This window comes from Methylobacterium sp. E-025, from assembly GCF_022829705.1.
Taxonomy (GTDB): domain Bacteria; phylum Pseudomonadota; class Alphaproteobacteria; order Rhizobiales; family Beijerinckiaceae; genus Methylobacterium.
The window spans coordinates 21,211-36,474 of the sequence record NZ_JAKSYR010000168.1 but is presented as its reverse complement, the minus strand read 5'-3'; the positions used below and the strand labels follow the sequence as shown (position 1 = coordinate 36,474).

General features: G+C 73.9%; 18 protein-coding genes and 1 pseudogene. 3 read left to right on the top strand and 16 right to left on the bottom strand.

Annotated features, from left to right (window positions below):
- Positions 1-99 precede the first annotated feature (99 nt).
- Positions 100-1,389: an NAD(P)/FAD-dependent oxidoreductase gene (locus MKK64_RS24395; protein WP_243938150.1), complete on the bottom strand. Its 1,290-nt coding sequence runs from the start codon at positions 1,387-1,389 to the stop codon at positions 100-102.
- Between the two features lie 183 nt (positions 1,390-1,572).
- Between MKK64_RS24395 and MKK64_RS24390 the strand changes: the two genes are divergently transcribed.
- The gene (locus MKK64_RS24390) at positions 1,573-1,749 is read left to right on the top strand and encodes a hypothetical protein (protein WP_243938148.1); all 177 of its coding nucleotides are present in this window, start codon (positions 1,573-1,575) and stop codon (positions 1,747-1,749) included.
- Between the two features lie 86 nt (positions 1,750-1,835).
- Here MKK64_RS24390 and MKK64_RS24385 read toward each other — a convergent pair whose 3' ends face one another.
- The 11 genes and pseudogenes from MKK64_RS24385 to phnG all read right to left on the bottom strand — a co-directional run bounded on the left by MKK64_RS24385 (position 1,836) and on the right by phnG (position 10,271).
- Positions 1,836-2,384 (bottom strand): HNH endonuclease, encoded by a 549-nt coding sequence (locus MKK64_RS24385; protein WP_147729215.1) that lies wholly within the window; start codon positions 2,382-2,384, stop codon positions 1,836-1,838.
- Between the two features lie 412 nt (positions 2,385-2,796).
- Positions 2,797-2,940, bottom strand: a complete 144-nt coding sequence (locus MKK64_RS24380) for a hypothetical protein (RefSeq protein WP_187274846.1) — start codon at positions 2,938-2,940, stop codon at positions 2,797-2,799.
- 129 nt (positions 2,941-3,069) lie between these two features.
- Positions 3,070-3,618, bottom strand: a complete 549-nt coding sequence (locus MKK64_RS24375; protein WP_147844466.1) for a PepSY domain-containing protein — start codon at positions 3,616-3,618, stop codon at positions 3,070-3,072.
- A 136-nt stretch (positions 3,619-3,754) separates the two neighbouring features.
- Positions 3,755-4,297, bottom strand: coding sequence for a phosphonate metabolism protein/1,5-bisphosphokinase (PRPP-forming) PhnN (phnN, locus tag MKK64_RS24370; RefSeq protein ID WP_187274845.1), 543 nt, complete (start codon positions 4,295-4,297; stop codon positions 3,755-3,757).
- Complete coding sequence (locus tag MKK64_RS24365) at positions 4,297-5,439, bottom strand: alpha-D-ribose 1-methylphosphonate 5-triphosphate diphosphatase (protein WP_243938255.1); 1,143 nt, start codon at positions 5,437-5,439, stop codon at positions 4,297-4,299. Before MKK64_RS24365 ends, phnN begins: the two co-directional genes overlap by 1 nt.
- 47 nt (positions 5,440-5,486) lie before the next feature.
- Positions 5,487-6,194: a phosphonate C-P lyase system protein PhnL gene (gene phnL / locus MKK64_RS24360; protein ID WP_243938146.1), complete on the bottom strand. Its 708-nt coding sequence runs from the start codon at positions 6,192-6,194 to the stop codon at positions 5,487-5,489.
- Entirely contained in the window at positions 6,191-6,964 is a 774-nt protein-coding gene (gene phnK / locus MKK64_RS24355) for a phosphonate C-P lyase system protein PhnK (protein ID WP_243938144.1), read from the bottom strand. The genes phnL and phnK overlap by 4 nt, the downstream gene beginning before the upstream one ends.
- 197 nt (positions 6,965-7,161) lie before the next feature.
- A pseudogene (locus MKK64_RS24350) lies at positions 7,162-8,052 on the bottom strand (alpha-D-ribose 1-methylphosphonate 5-phosphate C-P-lyase PhnJ); the annotation flags it as partial.
- Complete coding sequence (locus MKK64_RS24345; protein ID WP_243938140.1) at positions 8,049-9,170, bottom strand: carbon-phosphorus lyase complex subunit PhnI; 1,122 nt, start codon at positions 9,168-9,170, stop codon at positions 8,049-8,051. The pseudogene MKK64_RS24350 and the gene MKK64_RS24345, both read right to left, overlap by 4 nt.
- 4 nt (positions 9,171-9,174) lie before the next feature.
- Positions 9,175-9,792 carry a phosphonate C-P lyase system protein PhnH gene (gene phnH / locus MKK64_RS24340; protein WP_243938138.1) on the bottom strand — a complete coding sequence of 206 codons (618 nt, stop codon included), beginning with the start codon at positions 9,790-9,792 and terminating at the stop codon, positions 9,175-9,177.
- Positions 9,792-10,271: a phosphonate C-P lyase system protein PhnG gene (gene phnG, locus MKK64_RS24335; protein ID WP_279593355.1), complete on the bottom strand. Its 480-nt coding sequence runs from the start codon at positions 10,269-10,271 to the stop codon at positions 9,792-9,794. The genes phnH and phnG overlap by 1 nt, the downstream gene beginning before the upstream one ends.
- A 77-nt stretch (positions 10,272-10,348) precedes the next feature.
- Between phnG and phnF the strand changes: the two genes are divergently transcribed.
- On the top strand, positions 10,349-11,110 hold the full coding sequence (phnF, locus tag MKK64_RS24330) for a phosphonate metabolism transcriptional regulator PhnF (RefSeq protein WP_243938134.1): 762 nt from the start codon (positions 10,349-10,351) through the stop codon (positions 11,108-11,110).
- Between the two features lie 100 nt (positions 11,111-11,210).
- Here the strand turns inward: phnF and MKK64_RS24325 are convergent, their stop codons facing one another.
- A complete protein-coding gene (locus tag MKK64_RS24325; protein WP_243938132.1) occupies positions 11,211-11,696 on the bottom strand; it encodes a type II toxin-antitoxin system YhaV family toxin in 486 nt (161 codons plus the stop codon).
- Between the two features lie 3 nt (positions 11,697-11,699).
- Positions 11,700-12,026: a type II toxin-antitoxin system PrlF family antitoxin gene (locus MKK64_RS24320; RefSeq protein WP_243938130.1), complete on the bottom strand. Its 327-nt coding sequence runs from the start codon at positions 12,024-12,026 to the stop codon at positions 11,700-11,702.
- A 199-nt stretch (positions 12,027-12,225) separates the two neighbouring features.
- Here MKK64_RS24320 and MKK64_RS24315 point away from each other — a divergent pair, with 199 nt between their 5' ends.
- Positions 12,226-13,500: an NAD(P)/FAD-dependent oxidoreductase gene (locus MKK64_RS24315; RefSeq protein ID WP_243938128.1), complete on the top strand. Its 1,275-nt coding sequence runs from the start codon at positions 12,226-12,228 to the stop codon at positions 13,498-13,500.
- Positions 13,501-13,516: 16 nt separating this feature from the next.
- On the opposite strand, the gene phnE (MKK64_RS24310) is transcribed toward MKK64_RS24315, so the two are convergent.
- Positions 13,517-14,365, bottom strand: coding sequence for a phosphonate ABC transporter, permease protein PhnE (gene phnE / locus MKK64_RS24310; RefSeq protein ID WP_243938126.1), 849 nt, complete (start codon positions 14,363-14,365; stop codon positions 13,517-13,519).
- Positions 14,362-15,246, bottom strand: a complete 885-nt coding sequence (phnE, locus tag MKK64_RS24305; RefSeq protein ID WP_243938124.1) for a phosphonate ABC transporter, permease protein PhnE — start codon at positions 15,244-15,246, stop codon at positions 14,362-14,364. The genes phnE (MKK64_RS24310) and phnE (MKK64_RS24305) overlap by 4 nt, the downstream gene beginning before the upstream one ends.
- Positions 15,247-15,264: the final 18 nt, after the last annotated feature.

Below are 15,264 nucleotides of genomic sequence, written 5' to 3'. Positions count from 1 at the left end.
CCGGCATAAGCCGGTCCGACGCCGGAATGCGGCCGGCCGACGGCAGGCTCGACGTCGCACGGGGACGTGCCCGCCCGGCCGATCCCGGAGCCGGGCGTCTCAGTCCAGCCGCACCGGTGGCCCGACGGCGTGGGCGAGGTCGTCGGCGAGCCAGGCGAGGGCGCCGCGGAACGGGCCGAGCAGGCCGACCTGGTGCCGGCGGTAGAGCAGGTCGTGGGCGAGCCGCGCGAACAGGCCGCGCAGGCGGCCGCCGCCGAAGGTGTAGCGCCCGAGCGTGCCCCAGCCGTTGTAGTCGGCCAGGGACACGAGCGCGCCCTTGTCGCGATAGCGGAACGGCGCCATCGCGCCGCCGCGCCGCCACGCCTCGAAATGGCGCACGAGGTGCCGGGCCTGCTGGTGGGCCGCCTGCGCGGTCGCCGGCACCGGATGCTCCGCGCCGGGCTGCGGGCAGGCGGCGCAGTCGCCGAGCGCGAAGATCGCCGGGTCGCGCGTGGCCTGGAGGGTGTCGCCGACCACGAGCTGGCCGGTGCGCGACCGGTCGAGCCCCTCGATCCGGGCGAGCACCGCGGGCGCGCGCACCCCGGCGGCCCAGACCTTGATGTCGGCCTCGATCCGTCCGCCGTCCTTCAGCGCGAAGCCCGCGGCGTCGGCGCCGGTCACCAGGGCGCCGGTGCGCACGTCGACCGCGAGGTCGGCCAGGGTGGCCGCCGCAGCCCGGGAGACGCGATCGGGGAAGGCGGCGAGCAGGCGCGGGCCGCTCTCGATCAGGGTGAGGCGGAGCTTTTCGCGCAAGGCGCCGGTGCCGTAGCCGGCGATCACGTCGACGGCGTGCTTCAGCTCGGCCGCGAACTCGACGCCGGTGGCGCCGCCGCCGACAATGGCGATCCGCAGGCTGGCCTCCGAGCGCAGCGCCGCCAGCACCTGCCCGCGCAGGCGCCGGTGCAGCGCCTCCGCGTCGGAGAGGTCGTCGATCGTGGCGCAATGCTCGGCCACGCCCGGCGTCCCGAAATCGTTCGCGCGGCTGCCGAGGGCGAGGATCAGCACGTCGTAGCCGAGCTGCGTCGGCGCGAGGGCCGCTCCGTCGCCCTCCGCGTCGAAGGGGGCGAGGGTCAGCTGCCGCGCGGCACGGTCGACGGCCTGCAGCGAGCCGAGCCGGAAGCGGAAATGGTTGGCCTTGGCCTGCGCGAGCAAGCTCAGCTTCTGCCGGTCCGGCAGCGCGGTGCCGGCGGCGAAGGTGTGCAGCATCGGCTTCCAGACATGGGACAGGGCCCGGTCGACCAGGGTGACCTGCGCCGCCCCGCTCCGGCCGAGGCGGCGGCCGAGGCCGGTCGCCACCGTGATCCCGGCGATGCCGCCGCCGACGATCACGATGCGGGTCGGTGCTGCCATGCCGGTTCCATCCTCGAGGTCGTCCCGGATCGGTCCGGTCGATGCTCGAACGCGCGCCACCGCGCCACGGTTCGCTCGGTGCGCGACCGGACCCGGCCTCCGGGGGGCGACGGAACCGCTGCTGATCCGCTCGGCCGAACCCGGTCAGCCCAGGGTTCGCCCTCGACCTCGGAGGAAACTCGGATGATGCGGGTGCAGCGGCTTTGCTGGGTTGCCGTCCTGGCCGTTCTCGGCCGTGCCGATACAGCTTTCGCGCAGGAGCAGGGGCCCTACACCGACGACATCGTGAAGTCGACATGGCCGCGCAGCGCCCGGATCGGCCTCGGCGCTCCCGTCTCCGAGCCCGATCACGGCCCGTGAACCGGCCCGAACGCGTCTCAGGACGCACGCTCCACGCGGTCCCATCGGCCGGTGCCGATGAGACCGGATGCGCGCTCCTTCCCCGATCAGCTCTCCAGCTCGCTGTCCCAGTACAGGTAGTCGAGCCAGGTGTGGTGGTAGTCGCGGTGGTCGAACTCGGGCTGGCGGTGGTGCAGCTCGTAGCGGGTCGGGCGGCGCGGCTCGGTCAGCAGCGGCATCTCGGCCTCGTGCGGGGTGCGGTTCGCCTTGCGCAGGTTGCACGGGCTGCAGGCGGCGACGACGTTCTCCCAGGTGGAGAGCCCGCCGCGGGAGCGCGGGTTGACGTGGTCGAAGGTCAAGCCGCCCGAGGGCAGGCGCAGGCCGCAATACTGGCACGAGAAGCTGTCGCGCAGGTAGATGTTGTAGCGGGTGAAGGCCGGGCTGCGGGCCAGCGTGACGTAGTTCTTCAGCGCCACCACGCTCGGCACCCGGAGCGCCCGGCTCGGGCTGCGCGCCTCGACGTCGTAGCTCGCCACCAGCGTCACGCGGTCGAGGAACAGGGCGGTGAAGGCGTCTTTCCAGCTCCACAACGAGAGCGGGTTGTAGGAGAGCGGCCGGTAATCCGCGTTGAGGACGAGGGTCTGGAGATCCATCATCGGCGCGACTCTTCGAACGAAAGCCATACGGGACAACGCGCGAGATCGACATTGCGCGCTGTCCCGAGGACAGGGTCGACGGGGGGGTGGGGCTCTCGTGCGTCCGGGCGCGGGATCCGGCGGCCCGGCGGCGGCACCGTCTCGGCCGGAGGCATGGGACACGCGTGGCGCGCCGGGCGCGGTCGGCGACCGGCTGGGGCGGATACATCCGGCTCGCGGCGGGGTCCGGGTGCCAATCCGGTCGATCCCAGCCCTTCGCGAAGTGACGAAAAGGCCCTCTCCATCGGGGCTTAGTCTAATAGCAGCGTGACAGCCTTGTGAAGCTCCGCCCTGTCGCGGCCGACGCCGCACCCACAGATCGGTGGATCGACGGGGTCTTCGAAGCCGACGGCTGCCGGGACGAGGGGGCGCGTCAGCCCCAGCGCACGAACATCGCGATGAACACGGCGACCATGCTGGCCAGGAGCAGCGGGTGGCCGTCGACGATCGCGAACACGAGCAGGGAGATCGCGCCCGTGGCGATGCCGAGCATGACGGCGACGGCGGTCGGGTTCATCGCAGCATGGCTCGCGGCCGTTCAGATCTGAGCTCGGGGTCCGCCATCGATCCGGCCTCCGGCAGACTCCGTATCACGATCCGCGGATCGGCGCGGCACCGATGGGCGCCGCGCCGCGCACCGGGGCGATCAGTCGCCGACGACCTTGCCGTTCGGGCCGACCTTCACGGTCTGCTCGCGGTCGGCCAGCGCCACCTTGATCTCGTACTGCACCGATTTGCCGTCGCGCTCGACCTCGGCCTCGTAGGCCTTGCCGCCGCCCGCCTTCTGCTCGGCGATCGTCAGCGCGTCCTTCAACGACGTGGTGGCGTTCTGGAAATCGGCCGGCTTGAGGCGGGTGAAGTACCGCTCGATCGGCTGGTTCTCGGTCTTGTAGAGCGCGCCGCTGTCGGCATTGATGCCGTACTCGACGAGCTTGCCGTCCGGATAGACGACCTTGATGCTGTAATGCGTCGGGTTCTTGCCGTCCGCCTTCTCGAAATCCGCGTCGATGGCGCGGCCCTTCTCGCCCTGGGCCTCGGCCGTGGTCAGCGCCTGGGCGAGACCGACCTTGGTGGTCTTGGCGAGCTGGAACTCCTTCTGGTCGGACTCGGCCCTGGCCGCATGCGTCAGGCCGAGCGGAGCGGCGAGCAGGCCGGCGGCGATCAGGCCGGCGGTGAGGGTGAGACGGTTCGGCATGGCGTCGACTACTTTCCCAATGCAGATGGTGGCCCGAATAACCGATCGACCGCCGCTTGGTTGCCTGCCCATCGAAAGACCTGTCCAGGCTCTCGCCGGCGGCCACGGCGCGTCGCCGGCCGCCGCGTCGAGACGGTCAGCGGCGTCCGGCGCGGTCGCGCAGGATCGCGACGAAGCCGGCCGCCGCGACGCGGCGGTCGCCGTCGTTGGCGACGGTGTCGTCGGCCTCCGCCGGGACCGCGCGGGCCAGGCGTGCGGCGAGGTCGCCGTCCTCGGGGCGGCCGCGGGCGGCAAGCCGTGCGGCCAGGATCTCGGGGGCGGCCGTGATCGCTACGACATGGACGCCGGGGAGCGTCCGGCGCGCCGCCTCGATCACCCGGCGCGAGACGTTGCACACCACGACCCGCCCCTGCTCGGCCTCGGTCAGCGCCTCGGCCGGGATCGCGTAGCCGAGGCCGTGCGCGCGCCAATGCAGGGGAAACGCGCCGGCCGCGGCGGCGCGGGAAAACTCCGCCTCGGCGATCTCGGCGTTGTCCTCGTGCGCCGAGGGCGGCCGGGTCACCAGGCGGCGCGGGAAGACGAAGCGCGGGTCGCCGGCCAGCTGCGCCCGCGCGGCGGCGATCACCGTGTCCTTGCCGGCCCCGCTCGGGCCGACCACGAGGACGAAGCCGCCCGCCATCACACCACCCGCGCGCCGGCGCGCCAGACCTCGCGGACGACGGGCACCCCTTGCGCCGTCCGCACGCGGACGAGGTCGGCGCGCAGGCCGGGCGCGATCCGGCCGCGGTCGTCGAGGCTGGTGGCGCGGGCCGGGTTGGCGGTGACGGTGGCGATGGCGGCGGCCAGGTCGATGCCGGGCACGCGCTCGGGCAGCTGGAACGCCGCCATCAGCAGGCTCGCCGGCACGTAGTCGGAGGACAGGATGCTGAGCAGGCCGGCCTCGGCGAGAGCGTGCGCCGCCACGTTGCCGGAATGCGAGCCGCCGCGGATCAGGTTGGGCGCGCCCATCATCACGGTGATGCCGGCCGCGTGCGAAGCCTCGGCCGCCTCGCGGGTGGTCGGGAACTCGGCGAGCGCGACCGCTTCGGCCCGCGACTGGGCGACGTCGGCCAGCGTCGTGTCGTCGTGGCTCGCCAGCGGGATGCCCTGCTCCCGGGCCAGCGCCACGAGGATCGGGCGGTTGCGGGCGTTGAGCGCGGCGCCGTCGCGGATCTTGCGCTCGGTGCCGGCCCGGATCGCCTCGATCGGCCGGCCGCCGCGGCCGGCATATTGATAATACTTCGCCATGTCGCGGAACTGCCGCTGCCCCGGCGTGTGGTCCATCAGCGAGATCAGGCCGACGGGATGACGCCGGACGAAGGCGCGGACGGTGTCGATCACGTCGGCCGACGGGATCTCGCAGCGCAGGTGCGTCCGGTGCTCGGCCCGGAACAGGTCGGCGGCGCGCGCGTCGGCGATGGCCTGCGCCAGCGCGTCGAGCTCGGAGCCGAGGCCGCTGCCGTCCGGGTCGGTGCCGGCGCGCAGCGAATCGAACACGGTGGTGATCCCCGAGGCGGCGATCTGCGCATCGTAGGCGAGCACGGCGCCCAGCGGATGCCAGCGCACGCCGGGGCGCGGCGCGTAGTGGCTTTCCAGGTGGTCGGTGTGCAGCTCGACCAGGCCGGGGACGAGGTGGTCGCCGCGGAGGTCCCGGCCGCGCTCCGGCGCCCGGCCCGCGCCGTGCTCGGCGATGCGGCCGTCCACGATCGCGAGCCAGCCGTCGACGACGCGGTCGGCCAGGACGAGGCGCGCGTTCTCGAGGATCTCGACCCGGTCCGCCATCGCTCCGCCGTCTCCGCTCATGCCGCGCCCGTTCATGCCGCGCCCGCTCATGCCGCGATCGGCGCGCGGAAATCCGCCACGTCCACGATCCGCGTCGCCACCGCCTCGCGTACGTCGGCGTCGTGGAAGATGCCGAGGATGCCCGCGCCCGCCGCCCGCTTCTCGCGGATCAGCGCGATCACGACGTCGCGGTTGCGGGCATCGAGCGAGGCGGTCGGCTCGTCCATCAGCACGAGGGGCCGGTCGGCGATCAACCCACGGGCGATGTTCACCCGCTGCTGCTCGCCGCCCGAGAAGGTGCCCGGCGGCAGGTCCCACAGGCGCTCGGGCAGGTCGAGGCGCGCGAGCAGCGCCGCGGCGCGCGCGCGCGCCACATCGGCGGCGAGGCCGCCCTCGATGCCCGCCGCCTCGACGATCGCGCGGGCGCCGACGCGGGGGATCACGCGCAGGAACTGCGAGACGTAGGCGACGACGTGCCGGCGCAGGGCCAGGATCGCGCGCGGCTCGGCCGTGGCGACGTCGACCGTGCGGGCTCCGTCCCAGATCCGGATCGCGCCGTGCTCGCAGCGGTAATTGCCGTAGGCCATCTTCAGGAGCGAGGATTTCCCGGTGCCGGACGCGCCGCCGAGCACCACGCACTCGCCCGCCGCGACGGCGAGGCTCGCGCCCGCGATCACCGGCAGCACCGTGCCGCCGCGCAGATGCAGGGTGAAGCGCTTGCCCACGTCCTCGAAGGCGATCAGCGGCGGGGTCATGCGGCGAGCACCGAGGAGACGAGGAGCTGGGTGTAGGCGGCCTGCGGGTCGTCGAGGACCTGATCGGTCAGCCCGGTCTCGATCACCCGGCCGTGGCGCATCACCAGCACCCGGTGCGAGAGCAGGCGGGCGACGGCGAGGTCGTGGGTGACGATGATCACCGCGAGCCCGAGCTCGGCCACGAGCCCGCGGACCATGTCGAGCAGGCGCGCCTGCACCGAGACGTCGAGGCCCGAGGTCGGCTCGTCCATCAGCACGAGGCGGGGGCTCGTCACGAGGTTGCGGGCGATCTGCAGGCGCTGGCGCATGCCGCCGGAGAACCGCGTCGGCGGGTCGTCGATCCGGTCTGCGGCGATCTCGACGCGGCCGAGCCAGTCGAGGGCGGTGGCGCGGATGCGGCCGTAATGGCGCTCGCCGACGCCCATCAGCCGCTCGCCGACGTTGCCGCCGGCCGAGACCGCCATGCGCAGGCCCTGCGACGCGTCCTGGCGCACGAAGCCCCAGTCGGTGCGCATCAGCGCCCGGCGCTCGGCCGCGCTCAAGGTCGCGAGGTCGCGGCTGGCGCCGTCGCGCATCCGGTAGGCGACCGAGCCCGCATCCGCCGCGACCTCGCCGGCGACCAGGCCGAGCAGGGTCGACTTGCCGGAGCCGGATTCGCCGACCACCGCCAGCACCTCGCCCGCCTCCAAAGTGAAGCCGATGCCGTCGCAGGCCGTGCGCGCGCCGTAGCGCTTGGTCAGGCCGGAGACCGTGAGCAGGGGGGCGGTCATGATCGTTCCTCTGCTCCGTTCTTCCCTCCCCCCGGCGGATCTCGGACTTGCCCGAGATCCGCACACCGTGTGCCCAAGTCGGGCAGGCCCGACTTGGGTGCGGGGGAGGGTGGGCCTCGCGTGAGCGAGGGTCGGGAGAGGGGAGCGACAGTGCCGGATACCGCGCTCCCCTCTCCCGACCCGCTCCGCGGCTCCCCCTCCCCCGCAGAGGGGGGAGGGGGAGCCGCCGGCCCGAACCCGCACCGGCGCCGGTCCTCGCAATGATCGGTGTCGGAGCAGACGAACATCCGCCCGCCGGCATCGTCGAGGACGACCTCGTCGAGGTAGGCGTCGTCCGCCCCGCACAGGGCGCAGGGGCGGTCGAAGCGTTGGATTTGGAAGGGATGGTCCTCGAAGTCGAGGCTGCGCACCCGCGTGTAGGGCGGCACCGCGTAGATGCGCTTCTCGCGGCCGGCGCCGAAGAGCTGCAGGGCGGGGCAGTCGTCCATCTTCGGGTTGTCGAACTTCGGCGTCGGCGACGGGTCCATGACGTAGCGGCCCGCGACCTCGACGGGGTAGGCGTAGGTGGTGGCGATGTGGCCGTGGCGGGCGATGTCCTCGTAGAGCTTGACGTGCATCGGCCCGTACTCGGCGAGCGCGTGGAGCTGGCGCGTCTCGGTCTCGCGCGGCTCGAGGAAGCGCAGGGGCTCCGGGATCGGCACCTGGTAGACCAGGACCTGGCCCTCCCTCAGCGGCGCCTCCGGGATGCGGTGGCGGGTCTGGATCACCGTGGCCTCCACCGTCCGCGTGGTGGTGGCGATGCCGGCGGTGGCCGAGAAGAAGCGCCGGATCGAGACCGCGTTCGTGGTGTCGTCGGCGCCCTGGTCGATCACCTTGAGCACGTCGGACGCCCCCAGGATCGCGGCGGTGACCTGGACCCCGCCGGTGCCCCAGCCGTAGGGCATCGGCATCTCGCGGGCGGCGAAGGGCACCTGATAGCCGGGGATCGCGATCGCCTTGAGGATCGCCCGGCGGATCATCCGCTTGGTGCCCTCGTCGAGGTAGGCGAAGTTGTAGCCGGTCTCCGGCCGCGCGGCGGGCGTGCTCATTCGGCGGCCTCCCGAAGCGCTTCGTCCGGCCCGGCCTCCCCCGTCCGCGCGGCGGCGTGCTCGGCGCGCAGGCGGCGCAGCAGCTCCAGCTCGGCCTGGAAGTCGACGTAGTGCGGTAGCTTGAGGTGCTCGACGAAGCCCGTCGCCTGCAGGCTGTCGCAATGGGCGAGCACGAATTCCTGGTCCTGCGCCGGGGCGACAAGCGCCTCGCCGAGCTCGGCCGCGCGCAGCGATCGGTCGACCAGGGCCATCGCCATCGCCTTGCGCTCGCCCTGGCCGAAGACGAGCCCGTAGCCGCGGGTGAACCGGGGCGGGACGTCGCCGCCGCCGTGGAACTGGGCGAGCATCTGGCACTCGGTCATCGCCACGGCGCCGAGTTCCACCGGGAAGCCGAGCTCCTCGGGGACGAGCTCCAGCGCCACGGTGCCGAAGCGGACCTCGCCGACGAAGGGATGGGTGCGGCCGTAGCCGCGCTGCGTCGAGTAGGCCAGCGCCAGCACGAAGCCCTCGTCGCCCCGCGCCAGCGTCTGCAGCCGGACCGCACGGTCGGCCGGGTAGTCGACCGGCTCGCGGGTCAGGTCGCCGACGGGGGCGCCCTCGTCCCGGGGCGACGGCTCGATCAGGCCGGCCTCGCCGAGCAGGTCGGTCACGCGCGGGCAGGCGGCCGCGTCCGGGCCGGGCTCGGCCTCCGCGCCGGGCTCGGGCGCCATGCCCTCGGCGAGCGAGAAGTCGATCAGGCGATGGGTGTAGTCGAAGGTCGGGCCGAGCACCTGCCCGCCGGGCAGGTCCTTGAAGGTCGCCGAGACCCGGCGCGCCACCGCCATCGCCGCGGTCTCCACCGGCAGGGTGGCACCGAAGCGCGGCAGGGTGGTGCGGTAGGCGCGGACCAGGAACACCGCCTCGACGACGTCGCCGCGGGCCTGCTTGAGGGCGAGCGCGGCCAGATCCGGATCGTGGAGCGAGCCCTCGGTCATCACCCGGTCGACCAGCAGCCGCATCTGCTCGCGGATCTGCGCCACGGTGAGGTCGGGCACCGACGGGTCGCCCCGGCGCGTCTCGGCGAGCAGCCGGTGGGCGTTGTCGATCGCGGCCTCGCCGCCCTTCACCGCCACGTACATCGGTCTACGCCTCCGAAGGGACGGGCGAAGGGGCGGCCGAAGGGACGGCCCGCGACGAGCGCGGCAGCCCGGCGACGACGCCCGGCGCGGTGAGCACGAGGTCGAGCCCGCGCGGGAAGGCGGCGTGGTTCGCCGCAAGGCGCGCCGGCCAGTCCGCCGGCAGCGGCGCGGCGGCGAGCCGGATGCGGCCGCGGATGCCGGGACCTTCGAAGGCGGCGCCATCCTCGGACAGGCGGTCGAGGGCCAGCACCAGGGTGGCGGAGGTGTCGGGATAGTCGGGCGAGCCCTGTGCGAACGCCGCGAAGGGTGGGCAGGCGGCAGGATCCGCGATCAGCGCGAAGGCCGCGTCGGCGGGCTCGGCGACGATCGGTGCGCCGGTGTGGAAGCGCAGGAACGCGGCCACCGCCGGGATCGCGGCGAGCGGCGCGTCGAGCCAGACCGGCGTGTCGGCATCGGTCAGCGCCAGCGCGACGGCCGCGAGTTCCGGCGTGAGCGGGGCGGGCGGAGAAAGGTCGCTCGCGAGCCGCCCGATGCGGCCCGGCCGGGCGAGCGCGTCCATCAGCGTGCGGAACGCCCCTTGCGCGTCGTGGACCGGGTCGGCGAAGCCCCGGGCGAGCGCCATCAATCCTCGCCCCGCGCCAGGGTGAAGAAGTTCACCCGCGTCGCCGCGATCTTTCGCGCCGCGGCGGCCGCTTCCGAGGCGCGGCGTTCGGCGATCCCCGCCAGGGCGGCCTCGACCGCCCCGCGCCGCGCCGGGTGCTGCCAATGCGCGTCGAGGATGGCGGCGAGCCGGGCGCGCGGACGGTCGCGGCCGAGATGGTAGGCGAAGCCGGTCTCGCCGCCGGGCAGGCGCACCGCCGCCCGGGTCACCGTCGCCTCGCCGACGTTGAAGGCGCGCCCGTCGCCGCCGATGCGGCCGCGCGCCATGACGAGGCCGGTCTCGGGCGCGCGTAGATCCTCGGCCTCGCAGGACAGCCCGGTCTCGGCGAGAACGGCGTCGAGCTCGGCGAGCGAGGCCGCCCCGGCACGCGCCATCGCGGCGCGACGGGCTTCGACCTCTGGCGTTGCCGGGTCGGGTGCTGTTTGGCTGGCGCACGGCATTCGCGTTCGAAGGCCTCCGATTTGTCTATAGATATAGACAAATCCAAACGTGGACGCAAGGGACGATGCGATCCGTCATGGACGAGGCGAGCGACACCCCGGTGACATCCGCCCGCGCCGGCCCCGTCGAGCGCGGCGCGGGCCTGGCCGCGTGGCGCCAGATCGCCGACGCGATCGGCGGCGCGATCGCGGGCGGCGAATTTCCGGCCGGCAGCCAGCTTCCCACCGAGGCGGCGCTGGCGGCCCGGTTCGGGGTGAACCGCCACACCGTGCGCCGCGCCCTCGGGACGCTGGCCGAGCGCGGCCTGGTGCGGGCGACGCAGGGGCGCGGCACCTTCGTCGAGCCGGGGCCGATCCCCTATCCGATCGGGCCGCGCACCCGGTTCTCCGAGATCGTCACCCGGGCCGGCCGCCAGGCCTGGGGCGACCTCGTCGCGGCGGCGACGGTGCCGGCGAGCCTCGAGACGGCGGAGGCCCTGGGGCTCGCGGCCGGCGATCCGGTGATCGAGATGCTGACCCTGCACCGGGCCAACGACGCCCCGATCTCGGCGGCGCGGATCGCCCTGCCGCTGCCGCGCTTCGCCGGCTTCGCCGAGGCCTACGCCGCCTCCGGCTCGATCACCCGCGCCTTCGCCGGGTTCGGCATCGCCGACTACACCCGCCTCTCTACGCGGATCGGGGCACGCGCCGCCACCGCGGAGGAGGCCAGCCGCCTCGACGTGGCGCCGGGGCGGACCCTGCTCACGGTCGCCAGCGTCAACGTCGACGCCGCCGGCGAACGCATCCTGGCCGCGGCCTCCGTGTTCGTCGCCGACCGGGTCGAGCTGGTGGTGGATTAGCGGCGATGCCGCCGGCCGCGACGAGGGACTGAACCAGGCCTGAGTGCCGCTCCTGCGCGCGAAGCGCCCGGCAGGGGCGCCCTTGCGGACCGTCGGTCGGCTATTTCGCTGCTGCGGTCTTCAGGCGCGCTTTCGGCGGCCCTGCGGACGCCGCCGCGAGCAACGTCGCCCAATCGTCGGAGGGATGGCCCATGTCGAGCATCCGCTCGAACACGGCATAGGCGTCGGTCTTCGCGCCGTGGGTGCGCAGCGTCTCCGCGTCGTTCACCCACGCATAGATCAGGATCCTGGTCCGGCTGTCGTAGCGGAAGAACAGGCGGAAGCGGCCGTTGCCGTACTTGGCCCGGAACCAATGCTTTCGGGACGCGCCGAGGGGGGCGCCCTGACGGTACTCGGCCCGGGACGGGTCCTGCGGGACGGTCTCGAACATCAATCTCCGCAAGACCGCGAGCAGCTTCGCGTTGGCGGTCCTGCGGTACCCGTCCGGGTCGTCGGCCTTGGCCTTCTCCACGGCGGCGGTCAGCGTCTCGATCTGGTCGAGCAGCAGCGGATGGGCGAAGATCGTCCACGCGCCGACGACCGTCATCGATCAGAGCGCCACGGGACCGTCGATGTCCGCGCCGGGATCGGCGTCGATCCCCTCGGCGAGGGCCGACATGCGCTCCATCAGATCGGCGGGGAAGGGCGTGATGGCCTGCGGCCGGCGCGCCATGTCCTGGGCGAGGAAGGCCAGGAATCCCTCGATCACGGGGTCCGCCCCCTCGACCTCGACGCGGGTGAGGCGCACGCCGCCCTCGTCGACGACGTAGGCGATCTCGCCGCCGTAGCTGACGCCCAGGGCCTGGCGCACGGCCTTCGGGACGGTCGTCTGGCCCTTCGCGGTGATCTTGCTGCGCTCTCGTACGAGGGGACCCATCGCGGCCTCGGCGGCTTGAGGTAAGGAATTTCCCTTCCCTCGTCGGCAGCCTTCGAAGCAAGCGCGTCGCGGCGCAAGGCGACGCCTCATGCTCCCCGGCATGGGCAGGGCCGCCGAGGGCGGCGTTGCTCGCAGGTGCCCGGGTTGACTACTGACCCCGGATGCGAGGCGCACGCGCCCCCGGCAGGATACGCAACCCATGACCGAGCCATCGGCCCGCCACGTCGTGATCATCGGTTCGGGGGCGGTCGGGACCGTGAGCGCGCTCGAATGCCTGCGCGCCGGCCATCGCGTCACGGTGGTCGATCCGGGCGTGCCCGGCGGGGAGCAGGCGTCGAGCTACGGCAATGCCGGCTGGCTCTCGTCGCACTCGGTGATCCCGCCGGCGGAGCCCGGCATCTGGAAGCGCGTGCCGTCCTACCTCGCCGACCCGCTCGGGCCGCTGGCCATCCGCTGGCGCTACCTGCCCCGGGTGCTGCCCTGGCTGGTGCGCTACATCTGGGCGGCGCGCACCGGGCGGCAGATCACCGAGACGGCGCGGGCGATGCGCACCCTGCTGGCGGATGCGCCCCGCCTCCATGCCGGCCTCGCCGAGGAGGCCGGCCTCGGCCACCTGATCGAGCGGCGCGGCCTGCTCCACGTCTATCCCGACCGGGCGGCCTTCGCGGCCGACGCCGCGGCCTGGGCGATCCGGCGCGCGGTCGGCGTGCGATGGCTCGAGCTCTCGGCCGACGAGCTGCGCCAGCGCGAGCCGACCCTGCATCGCCGCTACACCTTCGGGGTGATGGTCGAGGAGGCGGGCCATTGCCGCGACCCGGGCGGCTACGTCGCCGGGCTCGCCGACCTCGCCCGCGCCCGCGGCGCGACCTACGCCCGCACCCGCGCCACCGGGTTCCGCCTCGACGCGGGTCGGCTCGTCGCGGTGGAGACCGAGGCCGGCGCGATCCCGTGCGACCGGGCGGTGGTCGCCGCCGGCGCCCGCTCGGGCGCGCTGACCGCGAGCCTCGGCGACCGGCTGCCGCTGGAGAGCGAGCGCGGCTACCACGTGATGATCGCCGGCGCCGAGGCGGGGCCGCGCACCCCGGTGATGGCCTCGGACGCCAAGATGGTGGTCAACGCCATGGACGGCGGCCTGCGCGCGGCGGGCCAGGTCGAGTTCGCCGGGCTCGACGCGGCGCCGAACTGGAAGCGCGCCGAGATCCTGCGCGACCACCTGACCGGCATGTTCCCGGACCTGCCCGCGACCGTGCCGGCCGAGCGGATCCGGATGTGGCTTGGCCATCGCCCGAGCATGCCGGACGGGCGGCCCTGCATCGGCCGCGCCCGCCGCACCGGGGACGTGGTCTACGCCTTCGGCCACGGCCATGTCGGCCTCGTCGGGTCGGCGCGCACCGGGCGCCTCGTCGCCCAGCTCGTCGGCGGCGAGGCGCCCGAGATCCCGCTGGCGCCGTTCGACCCCGGCCGCTTTCTGTAGGGAAGCGGCACCCGGCCTACCGCGCCGGCCCGCCGATCAGCGCCCGGCGCAGCCGGCCGGACACGGCGTCGATCGCCGCCACGGCGACGAGGATCATCAGCACGAGGCAGGCGACCTGCTGCAGCTCGAGCACCCGGATCAGCTCGCTCAGGTACTGGCCGATGCCGCCCGCGCCGACGATGCCGATGATCGTCGCCGATCGGGTGTTCGATTCGAAGAAGTACAGCACCTGGCTGCCGAGCACCGGCAGGACGGCGGGCACGAGGCCGAAGCGGATGCGGTGGAGCGCGCCGCCGCCGGAGGCCGCGACGCCCTCGCCGTCGCGGCGATCGACGGTCTCGACCGCCTCCGAGAACAGCTTGCCGAGCGCCCCGACGTCGGAGCAGGCGATGGCCAGCGCGCCGGCGAAGGGGCCGAGCCCAACGACGTTGATCCAGACCAGCGCCCAGATCAGCACGTCGACCGAGCGGACCACGTCGAGGCCGCGGCGCACCGCGAAATGCGCGAACGGGTTCGGCACCACGTTCCGGGCCGCGAGCAGCGCCAGCGGGAAGGCGACGAGCGCCGCGGCCAGCGTCCCGAGGAAGGCGATGGCCAGGGTCTCGCCGAGCGCGTGCAGGAAATCGGGGAAGCGGCCGCCGGCCGAGGGCGGCAGCATCATCAGCGAGAACTCGGCGAGCCGCCCGAGGCCGCTCACGATGCGGGTGGCCGAGAAGTCGAGGCGCACCATCGCGAACGCCGCGAGCCCGAGGAGGGCGGCCAGGGTCGCGAGCGTCGCGAGCCGCGCGCCCCACGCGGTCCGGAACGCGTCGGGGTGGCGCCGGCGCAGGGCGGCGACGTCCACGGGACGCGGCGGCTGGCTCATCGCGCGCCCTCCGCCCCGATGAGGTGGTGGCGCAGCCGCTCGGTGCCGAGGTCGATCGCCATCACCGTCGCGACGATCATCAGGAGGATCGCGCTCACGTCCGCGTCGTAGAAGTTGCGGATCGCCACCAGCAGCTCCTGGCCGATGCCGCCGGCGCCGACGAAGCCCATCACCCCGGCGCCGCGCACGTTGATCTCGAAGCGGAGCAGCCCGTAGGAGGCGAAGCTCGACAGCACCTGCGGCAGCACCGCGAAGCGGATCGCCTGGATCCGCGAGGCGCCCGATGCGGTCAGCCCCTCGACCGGCCTCATGTCGATGTTCTCGACCACCTCGGAGAACAGCTTGCCGAGCGCCCCCGTGGTGTGGAGGGCGAGCGCCAGCACGCCCACCATCGGGCCGAGGCCGAAGGCGATGACGAAGAGCAGGGCGAACACGATCTCGGGCACCGTGCGCAGGACCTCGAGGGCGCGGCGCGTCAGGAAGCGGCCGGCGCGGGTGCGGGCGAGGTTCGCGGCCGCGCCGAAGCACAGCAGGAAGGCGCCGACGCCGCCGAGCAGCGTGCCGAGATAGGCCATCAGCACGGTCTCGCCGAGGAGCGCCGCCCATTTCGGCAGGCCCCAGTACCATTCGGCGAGGTCGCCGCGCAGGTCGGCGAGGGTCAGGTGCGGCAGGATGCGGCCGAGATAGGCGGTGAGGTTGCCGATGTTGTCGGCGAGCACCAGCGGGCGCACCTCGGCCATCAGGCCCGACAGGACCAGCAGCCCGGCGACGACCGCGAGGAATGCCAGGCTCCGCCGCCGGGTCGACGCGACCGCGCGCCCGTAGGCCTCGGCCAGGGCCGCCGCCCGCTCGGGCGGCAGCGGCGCGATCCGCCCGCTCACGGCGGCGACCCGTCCGGT

Bases quoted from the DNA above. Each gene is read 5' to 3' on its own strand.
- MKK64_RS24395 (WP_243938150.1), bottom strand. From the start codon at position 1,389: ATGGCAGCACCGACCCGCATCGTGATCGTCGGCGGCGGCATCGCCGGG.
- MKK64_RS24390 (WP_243938148.1), top strand. From the start codon at position 1,573: ATGATGCGGGTGCAGCGGCTTTGCTGGGTTGCCGTCCTGGCCGTTCTC.
- MKK64_RS24385 (WP_147729215.1), bottom strand. From the start codon at position 2,384: ATGATGGATCTCCAGACCCTCGTCCTCAACGCGGATTACCGGCCGCTC.
- MKK64_RS24380 (WP_187274846.1), bottom strand. From the start codon at position 2,940: ATGAACCCGACCGCCGTCGCCGTCATGCTCGGCATCGCCACGGGCGCG.
- MKK64_RS24375 (WP_147844466.1), bottom strand. From the start codon at position 3,618: ATGCCGAACCGTCTCACCCTCACCGCCGGCCTGATCGCCGCCGGCCTG.
- phnN (WP_187274845.1), bottom strand. From the start codon at position 4,297: ATGGCGGGCGGCTTCGTCCTCGTGGTCGGCCCGAGCGGGGCCGGCAAG.
- MKK64_RS24365 (WP_243938255.1), bottom strand. From the start codon at position 5,439: ATGGCGGACCGGGTCGAGATCCTCGAGAACGCGCGCCTCGTCCTGGCC.
- phnL (WP_243938146.1), bottom strand. From the start codon at position 6,194: ATGACCCCGCCGCTGATCGCCTTCGAGGACGTGGGCAAGCGCTTCACC.
- phnK (WP_243938144.1), bottom strand. From the start codon at position 6,964: ATGACCGCCCCCCTGCTCACGGTCTCCGGCCTGACCAAGCGCTACGGC.
- MKK64_RS24345 (WP_243938140.1), bottom strand. From the start codon at position 9,170: ATGTACGTGGCGGTGAAGGGCGGCGAGGCCGCGATCGACAACGCCCAC.
- phnH (WP_243938138.1), bottom strand. From the start codon at position 9,792: ATGGCGCTCGCCCGGGGCTTCGCCGACCCGGTCCACGACGCGCAAGGG.
- phnG (WP_279593355.1), bottom strand. From the start codon at position 10,271: ATGCCGTGCGCCAGCCAAACAGCACCCGACCCGGCAACGCCAGAGGTC.
- phnF (WP_243938134.1), top strand. From the start codon at position 10,349: ATGGACGAGGCGAGCGACACCCCGGTGACATCCGCCCGCGCCGGCCCC.
- MKK64_RS24325 (WP_243938132.1), bottom strand. From the start codon at position 11,696: ATGACGGTCGTCGGCGCGTGGACGATCTTCGCCCATCCGCTGCTGCTC.
- MKK64_RS24320 (WP_243938130.1), bottom strand. From the start codon at position 12,026: ATGGGTCCCCTCGTACGAGAGCGCAGCAAGATCACCGCGAAGGGCCAG.
- MKK64_RS24315 (WP_243938128.1), top strand. From the start codon at position 12,226: ATGACCGAGCCATCGGCCCGCCACGTCGTGATCATCGGTTCGGGGGCG.
- phnE (WP_243938126.1), bottom strand. From the start codon at position 14,365: ATGAGCCAGCCGCCGCGTCCCGTGGACGTCGCCGCCCTGCGCCGGCGC.